The 12,882-nt window shown below is 35.4% G+C and carries 14 protein-coding genes; all 14 read left to right on the top strand.

Annotated elements, in window-relative coordinates:
• The first annotated feature begins 21 nt into the window (after nt 1-21).
• The 14 genes from CRS_RS17310 (at nt 22) to CRS_RS17245 (ending at nt 12,853) form a co-directional block, all read left to right on the top strand.
• Complete coding sequence (locus tag CRS_RS17310; RefSeq protein ID WP_142725268.1) at nt 22-870, top strand: ABC transporter permease; 849 nt, start codon at nt 22-24, stop codon at nt 868-870.
• A gap of 45 nt (nt 871-915) precedes the next feature.
• On the top strand, nt 916-2,172 hold the full coding sequence (locus CRS_RS17305; protein ID WP_142725267.1) for an ABC transporter ATP-binding protein: 1,257 nt from the start codon (nt 916-918) through the stop codon (nt 2,170-2,172).
• Between the two features lie 75 nt (nt 2,173-2,247).
• Nucleotides 2,248-2,649 carry an FdtA/QdtA family cupin domain-containing protein gene (locus CRS_RS17300; RefSeq protein ID WP_142725266.1) on the top strand — a complete coding sequence of 134 codons (402 nt, stop codon included), beginning with the start codon at nt 2,248-2,250 and terminating at the stop codon, nt 2,647-2,649.
• Nucleotides 2,646-3,107: an acyltransferase gene (locus CRS_RS17295; protein ID WP_142725265.1), complete on the top strand. Its 462-nt coding sequence runs from the start codon at nt 2,646-2,648 to the stop codon at nt 3,105-3,107. Before CRS_RS17300 ends, CRS_RS17295 begins: the two co-directional genes overlap by 4 nt.
• The gene (locus CRS_RS17290) at nt 3,100-4,206 is read left to right on the top strand and encodes a DegT/DnrJ/EryC1/StrS aminotransferase family protein (protein WP_142725264.1); all 1,107 of its coding nucleotides are present in this window, start codon (nt 3,100-3,102) and stop codon (nt 4,204-4,206) included. Before CRS_RS17295 ends, CRS_RS17290 begins: the two co-directional genes overlap by 8 nt.
• Nucleotides 4,203-5,177, top strand: a complete 975-nt coding sequence (locus tag CRS_RS17285) for a hypothetical protein (protein ID WP_142725263.1) — start codon at nt 4,203-4,205, stop codon at nt 5,175-5,177. The genes CRS_RS17290 and CRS_RS17285 overlap by 4 nt, the downstream gene beginning before the upstream one ends.
• Before the next feature lie 88 nt (nt 5,178-5,265).
• Nucleotides 5,266-6,186: a glycosyltransferase gene (locus tag CRS_RS17280; RefSeq protein ID WP_142725262.1), complete on the top strand. Its 921-nt coding sequence runs from the start codon at nt 5,266-5,268 to the stop codon at nt 6,184-6,186.
• Between the two features lie 19 nt (nt 6,187-6,205).
• Complete coding sequence (locus CRS_RS17275) at nt 6,206-7,330, top strand: glycoside hydrolase family 99-like domain-containing protein (protein WP_142725261.1); 1,125 nt, start codon at nt 6,206-6,208, stop codon at nt 7,328-7,330.
• Entirely contained in the window at nt 7,323-8,168 is an 846-nt protein-coding gene (locus CRS_RS17270) for a glycosyltransferase (protein ID WP_142725260.1), read from the top strand. The genes CRS_RS17275 and CRS_RS17270 overlap by 8 nt, the downstream gene beginning before the upstream one ends.
• Nucleotides 8,169-8,228: 60 nt before the next feature.
• Entirely contained in the window at nt 8,229-8,897 is a 669-nt protein-coding gene (locus tag CRS_RS17265) for an NAD-dependent epimerase/dehydratase family protein (protein WP_142725259.1), read from the top strand.
• Between the two features lie 182 nt (nt 8,898-9,079).
• Nucleotides 9,080-9,946 (top strand): glycosyltransferase family 2 protein, encoded by an 867-nt coding sequence (locus CRS_RS17260; protein ID WP_142725258.1) that lies wholly within the window; start codon nt 9,080-9,082, stop codon nt 9,944-9,946.
• 124 nt (nt 9,947-10,070) lie between these two features.
• Nucleotides 10,071-10,898, top strand: coding sequence for a glycosyltransferase (locus CRS_RS17255; protein WP_142725257.1), 828 nt, complete (start codon nt 10,071-10,073; stop codon nt 10,896-10,898).
• 9 nt (nt 10,899-10,907) lie between these two features.
• The gene (locus tag CRS_RS17250) at nt 10,908-11,897 is read left to right on the top strand and encodes an acyltransferase (protein WP_142725256.1); all 990 of its coding nucleotides are present in this window, start codon (nt 10,908-10,910) and stop codon (nt 11,895-11,897) included.
• A complete protein-coding gene (locus CRS_RS17245; RefSeq protein ID WP_228451286.1) occupies nt 11,894-12,853 on the top strand; it encodes a glycosyltransferase family 2 protein in 960 nt (319 codons plus the stop codon). Before CRS_RS17250 ends, CRS_RS17245 begins: the two co-directional genes overlap by 4 nt.
• The last annotated feature ends 29 nt before the right edge of the window (nt 12,854-12,882 follow it).

Genomic DNA, 12,882 nt, shown 5'->3' with positions numbered 1-12,882 from the left:
AATTTGCAAAAACTTACACAGATGAATGAACCACAACAGAAGTGGACTGAAACGATTGATGCTGATCATTCGTTATTTGACTTGAAGCTGAAAGAAGTCTGGAGATACAAAGATCTTGTTTATATGTTTGTAAAAAGAGATTTTGTATCCAGTTTTAAACAGACTATTTTAGGGCCAATCTGGTTTTTTATTAATCCCATTTTAACCACTATTGTCTATCTGGTTATTTTTGGAAGAATCGCCAAGCTCCCTACAGATGGAGCACCGCCACTTCTTTTCTATCTGGCCGGGGTTACTCTATGGAATTATTTTTCTTCGTCATTACTGGCGACATCCTCTACCTTTACTGGCAATGCCGGGATTTTTGGAAAAGTTTATTTTCCAAGACTGGTCACTCCACTCTCCATTGTCATCTCCAATCTTATGAGATTTGGAGTTCAGTTTCTGTTATTCATTCTTGCATGGGCATATTATTTCAATAAAGGAGAAGCACATCCCAATATCTGGGTTCTTGCAACACCTTTCCTTATATTGTTAATGGCTCTTTTTGCATTGGGAGTAGGAATGATATTTTCTTCACTTACTACAAAATATAAGGACCTGGCAATGCTGTTAGGTTTTGGGGTTAGCTTATATATGTACGCTACTCCTGTCATTTATCCTGTGTCTTCATTACCGGGATTTTTTAAAAAACTGGCATATTATAATCCGTTAACAGGTATTTTTGAATGCTTTAAATATGCGTGGATCGGGGTAGGAGACTTTTCTCCTGCCATGCTTGGAATCAGTACGGTTATTATTCTCATTCTTTTAATGATAGGGATTGTCGTATTCAATAAGGTTGAAAAAAGCTTTATGGATACTGTATAGTATTTATTGAGAAACTTTCTTATTAATTTTAAATCATTTAAAAATATGCTGGCTTTAAAAGCAGAAAATATATCAAAACAATACCGTCTGGGGCAAGTCGGGACAGGTACTCTTTCCCATGATCTTAACAGGTTCTGGCATAAAGTAAGAGGAAAGGAAGATCCTTATCTGAAAATTGGAGAAGCCAATGACAGAGCCACAAAGGGAGATTCTGAATACGTATGGTCTCTTCAGGACATCAACTTTGAAATCCAGCAAGGAGACGCAGTAGGAATCATCGGAAGGAATGGTGCCGGAAAATCTACATTACTTAAACTGCTGAGTAAAGTTACAAAACCTACGACCGGTAAAATATACAGCCAGGGAAGAATTGCCTCATTGCTTGAAGTAGGAACAGGTTTTCATCCCGAAATGACGGGACGAGAAAATGTCTTTCTTAACGGGGCTATCCTTGGAATGACAAGAAAGGAAATCACCAGGAAATTTGATGAGATTGTCGATTTCTCAGGAGTAGAAAGATATATTGACACTCCTGTGAAAAGGTATTCTTCCGGAATGTATGTGCGGCTTGCGTTTGCTGTAGCAGCTCATTTGGAATCTGAAATCCTTATTGTGGATGAAGTGTTGGCAGTAGGTGATGCTGAATTTCAGAAAAAATGCCTGGGGAAAATGGGAGATGTTACCAAAGGAGAAGGAAGAACCATTCTTTTTGTAAGCCATAATATTACTGCAATTAAAGAGCTTTGCAATTATGGTATTTTACTGGATAAAGGAACTCTCGTAACTCAGGGTGATATCAATAAATGTATTATTGAATATCAAAAAAATAATGATATTAAATTCTTTTATGACTATTCAAATGACAATACAAAAGTTGAAAATCATAAAATTCTGGTAAAGTCATATAAAGCAGAGCCAATCAATGGAGATATGATCAATATTAAATCAGGAATTAAAGTAACTGTTACTTTCATGAGTAAGCTGGAAAATGTTGATATTGATCTGTCATTCTTTTTAAAAAACAGTCATGATCTTACTGTAATGAGTACAGGAATTATGGTAAGTCAAAATAAAAATTCGGAAAAAGGAGATTACACTGTCAGTTTTGAAATTCCGCCGTACACAATTAATGAAGATTCATATCATTTCGATTTCTTTTGGGGAGTAAACAGGTCGGATATAGCCTTCAGAACAGAATTGTTCGGATTTGAAGTACATGGAATGCAGAATCAGTTTGGTGAAATCATAAAATCACCAGGCATTTTGTTTCCACGCATCACACACACAGTTGAAAGAGCCTGATAAAAATCAAAATTAATCCATAGCCAATAGTTTTATACATTTATTAATTAGGCTATTAAACAATATTCACAATACATGGACAGTCCTCATATTATAAACTTTTCGAAAATAGGATCTCAGGATTTGGGATATATTACCGTTGCCGAAACTCAAAAAAATGTCCCTTTTGAAATCAAAAGAGTATACTGGACTTACTACACCCCTCAGGATGTCATCCGAGGCGGCCATGCCCATAAAGAACTTCAGCAAATCATATTCGCAGTTTCCGGAAGTATTAAGTTTAATACTTTAGACCTGGAAGGGAATGAAGAAACTTTCATTTTAGACTCACCTTCAAAAGGACTTTATATTCCGAAACTCATATGGAGAGATATAAAATTCAGCCACAGTGCAGTATTGCTGTGTCTTGCTTCAGAATTATATAATGAAAAGGATTATTTCAGGGATTTTGATGAATTTAAAAATTATAAAAAATGATACATCCTTTAGCTGACGTACAATCTCAGAATATAGGTGAAGGCACTACTATATGGCAGTTTTGTGTAATATTAAAAAATGCAACTATTGGTAAAAATTGCAATATCAACTGCCAGGTGTTGATTGAAAGTGGAGCTGTAATCGGTAATAACGTAACGGTAAAACCCGGAGTACAGATCTGGGATGGGGTTACAGTTGAAGATGATGTTTTTATCGGCCCGAATGTTACTTTTACAAATGATTTGTTTCCGAAGTCAAAAAATAAGGATTTTAAATTAATAAAAACCTTAATAAAAAAGGGAGCTTCTATTGGGGCAAATACCACAGTATTAGCAGGGGTAACGATAGGAGAAAACGCTCTTGTCGGGGCAGGAAGTGTCGTTACAAAGGATATCCCTAAAGATGAAATATGGGTAGGAAACCCTGCAAAATTTTTAAAGAAAAACAACAATGATTAAATTCCTAGATTTACAAAAAGTAAACCTCTCTCATCAGCAGGAGATTGAGGATGCTATATTACAGACTTTCCGTTCTGGATGGTATTTATTAGGTGATAAAGTAAAGACTTTTGAAAAACAGCTCTCTGCTTATTGTAATGTCCCTCACGCAATTGGAGTTGCCAATGGCCTTGATGCCTTAAGACTGATTTTCAGAGCCTATATTGAACTGGGAATCATGAAAGAAGGAGACGAGGTTTTGGTTCCGGCCAATACCTATATAGCCTCTATTCTTGCTATTACAGATAACAGATTAGTGCCCGTTTTAATAGAACCTGACATCAAAACTTATAATATTGATGTCACCCGGTTAGAAGAAAAAATATCCTCCAAAACCAAAGCTATTTTTTTGGTTCATTTATATGGAAGTATTGTTTTTTCAGATGAAATTAAAACGCTTGCTGAAAGATATAATTTAAAAATAGTCGAAGATAATGCCCAGGCTATTGGTGCTGTCTGGAAGAATAAAAAATCCGGAAGTTTGGGTGATGCTGCAGGATTCAGCTTCTATCCTGGAAAAAATTTAGGGGCATTAGGTGATGCCGGCGCCGTTTGCTGTAAAGAAGAAACGCTTGCAGAATGTATCAGAGCTTTAGCCAACTATGGTTCTCAGAAGAAATATGTGAATCAATACCAGGGATATAATTCTCGTTTAGACGAAATTCAGGCAGCTGTACTTTCTGTAAAATTTAAATATCTGGATAAGGAGAACAGCAGAAGAAAAGAAATTGCTGACCGTTATCTTACAGAAATAATAAATCCCGAAATAATACTTCCACAGCATAAAATTGAAGAAAACAGTCATGTTTATCATCTGTTTGTAGTCAGAACAGAGAATAGGGATCATCTGCAAAAATATCTTGAAGAAAATGGGATACAAACTTTAATTCACTACCCTATTCCTCCTCATCATCAGGTAGCGTATGCACATCTGAAGGAATTGCAGCTGCCCATTACAGAGAAAATTCATAATGAAGTATTGAGTTTACCAATTTCTCCGGTAATGAATGACAATGAAGTAACAAAGATCATCGAAACTTTAAATTCTTACAGCTCATGATACTCAATATAATTTTTTCTTATAATCGTGCAGTTCAGCTGGATTATCTTATTCAGTCTATTTTGGAACGTTTTAAAACTGATTCCAAAGTGGTCATTCTTTATCATACCACAGGAGCTCACAAAGATGGCTACGAACTTTTAAAAAGGAAGTATGAAGACAAAGGCATTTCCTTTGTTGAAAGAAAACCTGTATTTTTTGATTCTTCCTACATTAAAGCCTTAAATTCTAAAAAGGACTGGAAGTTTTTTAAAGAAAAAAATTTATTCAATAAAAAGAGTGACAATTTTAAAGGACTCCTTCAAAAAATAATCCGTGAAAGCGATTGTGAATTTGTTATGTTCAATACAGATGATGGTGTTTTTTATGAAGATGTAAATATTCCTGAAGAAGTTTTTACTATTATCAGAAACAATCCGGAAAATGCATCTTATAGGATGTATGTTGGAGAAAATCTCGAAGGACATCCAAGCTATGTAGAGAAGAAAGATGGATATTATCAATGGGATTATTATTCTGACGCTGAATTCCATCACTGGACATTTCCATTTTCTGTTGATGCAACAGTTTACCATTCCAAAGGACTTTTAAAACATCTTGAAAAGATGGTATATCATAACCCGGTCACATTAGAAGAAAACGGATATCATTATATCACCAGAAAAAAATTGTTCCGCATTGGTTTAAGTCCGATACATTCACAGCTGGTAGCAACAAAATTAAACAGGGTATCCGTTGACAGCTTAAATCCAACAATACATATCAAACCAGAATTTTTGAACGAAAAATTCTTAGATGGGTATACATTAGAATTGGTTATTCCTGAGTTTATCGACAACGCCAATATTGTTCCATCTGAAATTTATTTGGTAAAGGGAGATAAAAAAGAGTTAATTTATTCTTTAGATGACCAAGGGAAAAAAGTTCAGAGTTTATTAGGTATTGAAGGTGCAAAAGAGCAATTAGAGTAAAATTAACACCATGGAAAAACTTTTCAATTGAATTTTTCTGTCCAACATTTAGAACTTAATAGCTTATTAATAACTCCAAACAAAAAATATGTCTGAATTACCATTGGTATCGATATTATGTCTAAGTTATAATCAATCACGGTTTGTAATTGAATCTTTAGAAAGTTTCAAATCTCAGAGCTACAGCAATATTGAGATCCTGATTTGTGACGATTATTCTAAAGACAATTCTGTAGAAGTTATCAATAATTGGGTTAAAAATAATCCTCAGCTGAATATCCAGTTTATTCCTCATTCTCAGAATAAAGGAATCTGTAAGTCATTGAATGAACTGCTGAATATATCAAAAGGTAAATATATAATTACCATAGCTCTTGATGACCTTATGGAGCCGGATAAAATAGAAAGGCACGTAGCTATTCTTGAAAATTCATCTCCTAATGAAGCTTTAGTATTTTCAAATGCTCATATAATAGATGATCATTCTGTACGTTTTCAAAATACGTTCATCCCTTACTTTCACAGGTACCTGAACATTGAATCAGGAAACTTTTATAAAACATTGCTTAATGATAATTTCATTCCCGCAATGTCATGTGTCACGAAATCCTTCCTGGTCAAAGAGATTGGAGGCTGGGATGAGACCTTAACTTTTGAAGATTATGATATGTGGCTGAGATTGAGTCAGAAATATGACTTTATCTATGATGAGTACAAATCCTGCAGCTACAGGATGCATGCTACCAACTCTCATAAAAAGAAAAACTTTTTAGATGTATCCTTTTTTGATATTTACCTGAAACACAAAGAGCAGCCCGAAATGAAAAAGAAAATCCTAAAACTTATTCATGAGGCCTATAAAGAAAACAGACTGACTGAAAACCATAAAAAATACCTTAGAGAACTTGATAATAAAACACTTACCGAGAAGTTAATCCTGAAGAATGTAGGAAAGTTTACCTTTAACACTCTTCATTATCTTCAAAAAGTGTATCATAAAAGTTGGTAATATTATTCTTAAATCAATTATGAAAAAAATAAAGCCCTTAGCATTCTACCTCCCTCAATACCACCCTGTCCCCGAAAATGATGAGTGGTGGGGAAAAGGATTTACAGAATGGACCAATGTAGGAAAAGCTAAACCTTTGTTTGAAGGTCACGAACAGCCTATATATCCTGCAGATCTGGGATATTATGACCTACGGGTTCCCGAAGTAAGGGAACAGCAGGCTGAGATGGCAAAAGACTATGGCGTGCATGGTTTTATCTATTATCATTACTGGTTTGGTAGTGGAAAACAACTATTAGAGCGTGTAGCCAACGATGTCCTAAAGTCAGGGAAACCGGATTTCCCTTTTTGCTTCTGCTGGGCCAATGAAACATGGTCCGGAATATGGCATGGGTTGTCAGAAAAAATCCTGGCAAAACAGACTTATCCTGATGAGCAGGACTTAATAGCTCATTTCGAGTACCTTCTTCCTTTCTTCAAAGATAAAAGGTATATCAAAGTGGACAATAAACCTCTTTTCATCATCTATGACCCCAATCATTTGAATGACGGAGATCCCCATTATATCTCAAAATTCAGAGAACTCGCAAAAAAAAACGGATTTGATGATTTATATGTCATGGCTTCCAATAAACTTCGTGATGATCTTGATTTTCAATCGATGGGATATGACAGTAAAATTTCCAATGCTTTTCAGAAAGCCTGGGTTCCTCATATTGATAAAAAAGAATATATCTCTCATTCTCAATATTATAAAAACAGAATAAAAGGATTAATCGGGATTAAGAAAAAAGAACAGCCTAAAGTCAGAATTCAGGATGCACAGGCAGTTGTGAATGACTTACAATTTGAAGAAAGTAACGTTCCTACCTATCCATGCATTCTGCCCAACTGGGACAATACCCCAAGAAGCGGCTACAGAGGAATCATACTGGCCAACAATTCACCGGAACTCTTCGAAGTGCAGGTAGAAAAAGCAGTACAATATCTTGATGACAAAACAGACTATCCGGAACAGTTTTTAATTGTTAAATCCTGGAACGAATGGGCAGAAGGCAATATCCTGGAACCAGATAGAAAAAATGGTTTCGGATATTTAAATGCACTAAAAAAAATTCTGAATAAACATAGCCGAAATGAGTAAATTCAGTGTACTTATTGCTAACTATAATAATGGCCATTTTTTTGCAGAATGCTACAAAAGTTTAGTTGCCCAGACCGAAACAGACTGGGAAGCTGTAATTCTGGATGATGGCTCTACAGACAATTCCCTGGAAGTCATCAAAAAAATAACAGATGGTGACCATCGTGTTAAAATCAATCAGAATGATCAAAACAGAGGAATCGGATATACGAAAAGAAGGTTAATAGATCTTGCTGAAGCAGAAATTTGTGGCTTTTTGGATCCTGATGATGCCCTGGCTCCTCATGCTCTGGCAACTGTTTTAAAGACACATTCGGAATATCCTGAAGCAGGTTTGGTGTATTCCAATTTTGTACGATGTGATGAACACCTTACTCCGGTGTCTGTTCACAAGGCAAAACAAATCACAGAACTGGATCAGTCCTATTATAATTTCAACGCAGAGATATCACATTTCGTTACTTTTAAAAAGCAGATTTACAAGAAAACATCAGGCATTGATCCTTTCCTGAAAATTGCTGAAGATAAAGACTGGTACATGAAAATGTGCGAAACAGCACCCGTCAGGTATATTGACGAGGATTTATATTTATACAGAATCCACGATACTGGCATTTCTACAACAAAAAATGCGGAAAAGGCATTATTTTGGCACTGGGTAGCACTTATCAAAATGGCAGAAAGACGAAACATCAGTGTCGAAGATCTTTTTCTTCAAAGCTATGTCCCAAAAAATAAATATGACCACGCCCTCAGCAAACTGAACCATGTGAAAAATTCAAGATGGGCAAAACTGGGTAATACACTTGGTCTTTTTAAAATATTTAAAAAGCTTTAGTCCTTTTGATGTACTTAAAAAAATTAAAATTAACATCTTTAACTAGATAAAAAAGCACCTATGATTATTGGCAATGGAATTCTGGCAAATGCCGTAAGATTTTACGATAAAGAAGATGTTATTTTTTTTGCGTCAGGGGTTTCCAATTCGCTGGAAAAAGATCCTTTTCAATTTGAAAGGGAAATATCCCTTCTAAAATCGGTGATCAGCCAATTTCCAGATAAAAAACTGATTTATTTCTCCACATGCAGTATTTACGATCCCAGTAAGACAGACAGTCCTTATGTAATACATAAACTTGCCATTGAAAAAATAATTGCAGAGCAGTGCCCCAACTTTATTATTTTCAGGGTAGGAAATGCTGTAGGCCGCGGAGGAAATCCCAATACTCTCATCAATTTTCTGAAAAATTCAATCGTGTCTGAAAATAAACTGACGATCCACAGCAATGCAAGAAGAATCCTGATCGGAACAGATGATATTGCCTCATTTGTAGGAAAATACATCAATGATTTTAATAATGAGATTATTAATCTTGCGTACCCCTATCAGTATTCATTGCCAGAGATTCTGTCCCAGCTTGAAGATCATCTTGGCAAAAAGGCAGATTATGAAAGTATAAATGAAGGTTCTTTCTACAACATAGAATTCAACAGACTTACAGAAGATTTTTTTACAGAACTGTCACCTGATGAATATTTAAAAAAACTTTACTTATCCTATTTATAAATCATCTTACAGCCAGATACAACAGATGCTGAAGCCTTTTACTCCGGTATAGGAAAATAATTTTGTAACTTCGAACGGAAAACTTCAGCAATCGTAAGCATAGCAGAAATATTTTATAAAGCTGTACCTTATTATCAAGTGAAGCATAAAAACACATTAAACCCATTGAATAAAAAATGAAAATGAATCCCAAAGTATCCGTAATTGTCCCCTGCTATAAACAGGCTCAGTTTTTAGATGAATGTCTGCAATCCGTACTGGATCAAACCTATGAAAACTGGGAATGTATCATTGTCAATGACGGGTCTCCTGATAACACTGATGAAGTTGCCGATAAATGGGTAAAAAAAGACAACCGCTTCAAATATCTTTACAAAGAAAACGGCGGTTTATCCTCTGCAAGAAATGCGGCTCTGGAAGTCGTTACAGGGGATTATATTCAGTTTTTAGATTCTGACGACCTGATCCATCGTGAAAAATTCTCAAAAAGCCTTTCCGGAGATAAAGAATATCCATTGGTTGTAAGTCAGTATACGATCTATAGAAACCAGGCTCATCTTCCGGGATATAAAGATGTTGAGCAGAGCTTCCTGACATTTGACGGAATTGTATACGGTTGGGATCTGAAATTCTCCATCCCCATCCATTGTGCCTTGATTCATAAAAAACTTCTTGAAGGTTTTCTTTTTGACACCACCCTTACCAGTTGTGAAGATTGGGTAATGTGGATCTATATCACCAAAGACAATCCTGATGCATTATTGGTCAATGAACCCCTCGCTCATTACAGAAAAGATGTTAATGACAATATGTCTGCTGACCCGCTTAAAATTATGAAGCAACGTCTTAAAATCTTACCAACATTGAAAAAACTCTATGGAGAAGAGGTTCATGACAAGCTTGCTTATCATATTATAGAAGTCCGTACTACCCAGCTTATCCAGCAAAGAAAAGAATTCCAGAAAATGATTCCTCTGGCAGTAGTCTCAAGATATCTTTCATTTAAGAAATTTTACTACAAACTTTTCAGAAAAAAGGTAAACGGTTAAACTCCCGGTTTCAATGCATATCGGAAAGCTAAATTCCATAAAAACTACACAAGTAAGCGGTTACTGCATAAAATATGAGCAGAACCCTTTATAAAATGATATAACTTTTAATAAATTTATTTAGATGAGTCAGTTTGTACACGTGATAATGACAAGATTCAATGTTCCTACAAAAGGCTGGAATGAAACACGCTCCGGATTTAAACCTCTGACAGAAGAATGGCTGGATGACCGGTTCAAATTATTCAGAACCTATGTACTTCCTTCTTATAAAAACCAGACCAACCAAAACTATGTCTGGCTTACCTTTTTCGATAGTAATACATCTGATAAGTTTAGAAAAATCATCAAAGAAATTGAAGCAGAATATCCTGTATTCAGAGCCGTTTTTGTAGAGGATTTTGATGTGATGAAAATGAAAGCGGTAGAAATAATTCCACAGTTCTTCACTGCTGATACAAAATTTGTAATTACCAGTGAGCTGGATAATGATGATATGCTTCATCAGGACTATATAAAAACCGTACAGGAACACTTCAAACCCATTCATGACCTTGTCATCGATTTAAGAAGAGGTTACCAGCTTACCATGTTTCCTAACCGAAAGGCAGTTGTAAATGTCTACAATGAGGCGGTCAACCCTTTTGTAAGCTTAGCAGAAAGTGTAGACCATTTCAAAACCATGCTTAAGGAAAGAGCTCATAACAGCTACCGTCATTATCCGGATTTTTCCGTGGAGGATAGCAAGGAAATGTACATCCAGATCATTCATCAGTACAATCTGATGAATATTACCTTTAAGCATAAAGCAATTCCTGAGGTCGACTTTTCAGAATACGGAATGACTGAAAATACGCGATTTACAATAGATCGTTTCAGAACTCTTAAGCATAATCTTGCCAGAGTACCTTTTGTAATGGGACTTATCCTGAAGAAGATTTTTAAAAGATAAGGCTTAGTTATGAAGCTTAATAACCTCCAGATATTAAGAGGGATTTCAGCATTATTGGTCTGCTGCTTTCACTTTCGTGAAACGATCAATTTACCGGGGCTGAATCTTGGCGATATTCTTTTTAAAAAAGGAAGTATCGGTGTTCCCGTTTTCTTTATTATCAGCGGATTTATTATGGCTTTTACTACCCAGAAGATCAATTTCAGTAAAGATTCATTTCAGCAGATCACTCTCTTTTATAAAAGAAGGATAATCAGGATTGTTCCGCTGTATTATCTTCTGACGCTCGTTGCGATGATACCCGGCGGAGGTTTCTTATTATATTTTTACGGACAGGGTCTTCATGAGCTTGTTCATTCTTTATTATTTCTACCGACCCAAAAAGAATTCCCTGTACTTTTTCTGGGCTGGTCATTAAATTTTGAAATGTTCTTTTATCTTATATTCGGGCTTTCATTACTTTTTAAAGAGAAAAGATATTATTTCATCACAGCCTTTTTCATCCTGACAACTCTCTTAGGATATTTTATTCATTTTGAAAATCCTTATCTCCGAATGGTAACCCATTCCCTGAATCTTTATTTTGTGGTAGGAATTCTTTTTTCACTTTTACTGAACAGATTTACAATTCCAAGAAATTGGGCGGCAATTTGTGCTGTGATAGGAATCATATCATTTATCCTGGTCTTGCTTAGCATTATCCCAGTAGATAATGACTGGATAAAGCTGGCAATTATATCCCTATTTGTCTTTTCTTTTTTAACTTTTGACTATGTATTCCATTGGAAAGGAAACAAGTTTTTAGTATTTCTGGGGGATATTTCCTATTCTTTATATTTGTCCCATCCTTTTGTAGAACTTATATTTAAGAGGTTTAAAGTTGAAGGTTATGTTAATATTCCTCTTTTTCTTCTTAAAATTATGATGGCTGTTACAGTAGCTTCGCTGCTGTATTACATTGTAGAGAAAAGGGTAACTCAGTATTTAAAAATTAAATGAAAAGCATAATTGATAAAATGAAAATTTCAGTAATCATTCCGGTCTATAACGCCGAAAAATATATTACTCAGGCTGTAGAATCAGCCCTTCAGTTTGAAGATGTATATGAAGTAATATTGGTGGAAGACCAATCTCCGGACAATGCGTTGCAGGTATGCCAGGAGCTTTCTGTACAGTACGACAGGGTAAAGCTTTATCAGCATCCTGATAAGGGGAATCATGGTGCAGGAGCAACCAGAAATTTAGGGATTGAAAAAGCAGAAGGAGATTTTATTGCTTTCCTTGATGCTGATGATTACTATCTTCCGAACCGCTTTGATGCGGAGAAAGAATTGTTTATCAATAAAGATGTTGATGGAGTTTATGGAGCTATAGGTGTCCATTATTATTCTCAAAAGGCAAAAGAGCAGTATTATAAAGTTTTCGGTGACCGCCTGACTACAGTTTATAAAAAGCATCCTCCTAAAGATGTCTTTCCGGGACAGCTTAATATGATAGGAACTTTTGGACTTTTTAGTATTGATGCTTTGACGGTCCGTAAAAGTTCTTTACAGAATATGGAATATTTCTTTAAGACTCATTTAAAGCTTCATCAGGACACAGAATTTTTATTCAGACTTTCTTACTACCTGAATCTGTATCCTGGAATTCTCGATAAAGCAGTGGCTGTAAGAGGGGTTCATGAGAACAACAGAATTACAAAAGTAGATTCCAGACAAATAAAACCGGCTTCTACACGCGTTGTACTGTGGAAAGAAGTCAACCACTGGGCAGAGAATGAAAATACCATTCCCGAAGATATTAAGCTCCATATCAAAAGGGTATATAGAAGTTTTCAGATTGCCAACGCTCCATTCCTGAAAAAATGGGGAATGATTACAAAGTATTTTTTTACGGATTATAAAAGCATACGATCAGGGCTGTATAATATTAATTTCAGAAATGACCTGTTTTAAACTAAGTTCTTAGTTGGCAACAATTCCTT

The organism is Chryseobacterium sp. ON_d1 (assembly GCF_006829085.1).
Lineage (GTDB): Bacteria > Bacteroidota > Bacteroidia > Flavobacteriales > Weeksellaceae > Chryseobacterium.
The sequence above is the reverse complement of the archived record's forward strand: the minus strand, read 5'-3'. Positions and strand labels throughout refer to the sequence as shown.

Bases quoted from the DNA above. Each gene is read 5' to 3' on its own strand.
- CRS_RS17295 (WP_142725265.1), top strand. From the start codon at position 2,646: ATGATACATCCTTTAGCTGACGTACAATCTCAGAATATAGGTGAAGGC.
- CRS_RS17260 (WP_142725258.1), top strand. From the start codon at position 9,080: ATGAATCCCAAAGTATCCGTAATTGTCCCCTGCTATAAACAGGCTCAG.
- CRS_RS17255 (WP_142725257.1), top strand. From the start codon at position 10,071: ATGAGTCAGTTTGTACACGTGATAATGACAAGATTCAATGTTCCTACA.
- CRS_RS17300 (WP_142725266.1), top strand. From the start codon at position 2,248: ATGGACAGTCCTCATATTATAAACTTTTCGAAAATAGGATCTCAGGAT.
- CRS_RS17265 (WP_142725259.1), top strand. From the start codon at position 8,229: ATGATTATTGGCAATGGAATTCTGGCAAATGCCGTAAGATTTTACGAT.
- CRS_RS17280 (WP_142725262.1), top strand. From the start codon at position 5,266: ATGTCTGAATTACCATTGGTATCGATATTATGTCTAAGTTATAATCAA.
- CRS_RS17250 (WP_142725256.1), top strand. From the start codon at position 10,908: ATGAAGCTTAATAACCTCCAGATATTAAGAGGGATTTCAGCATTATTG.
- CRS_RS17290 (WP_142725264.1), top strand. From the start codon at position 3,100: ATGATTAAATTCCTAGATTTACAAAAAGTAAACCTCTCTCATCAGCAG.
- CRS_RS17310 (WP_142725268.1), top strand. From the start codon at position 22: ATGAATGAACCACAACAGAAGTGGACTGAAACGATTGATGCTGATCAT.
- CRS_RS17275 (WP_142725261.1), top strand. From the start codon at position 6,206: ATGAAAAAAATAAAGCCCTTAGCATTCTACCTCCCTCAATACCACCCT.
- CRS_RS17245 (WP_228451286.1), top strand. From the start codon at position 11,894: ATGAAAAGCATAATTGATAAAATGAAAATTTCAGTAATCATTCCGGTC.
- CRS_RS17270 (WP_142725260.1), top strand. From the start codon at position 7,323: ATGAGTAAATTCAGTGTACTTATTGCTAACTATAATAATGGCCATTTT.
- CRS_RS17305 (WP_142725267.1), top strand. From the start codon at position 916: ATGCTGGCTTTAAAAGCAGAAAATATATCAAAACAATACCGTCTGGGG.
- CRS_RS17285 (WP_142725263.1), top strand. From the start codon at position 4,203: ATGATACTCAATATAATTTTTTCTTATAATCGTGCAGTTCAGCTGGAT.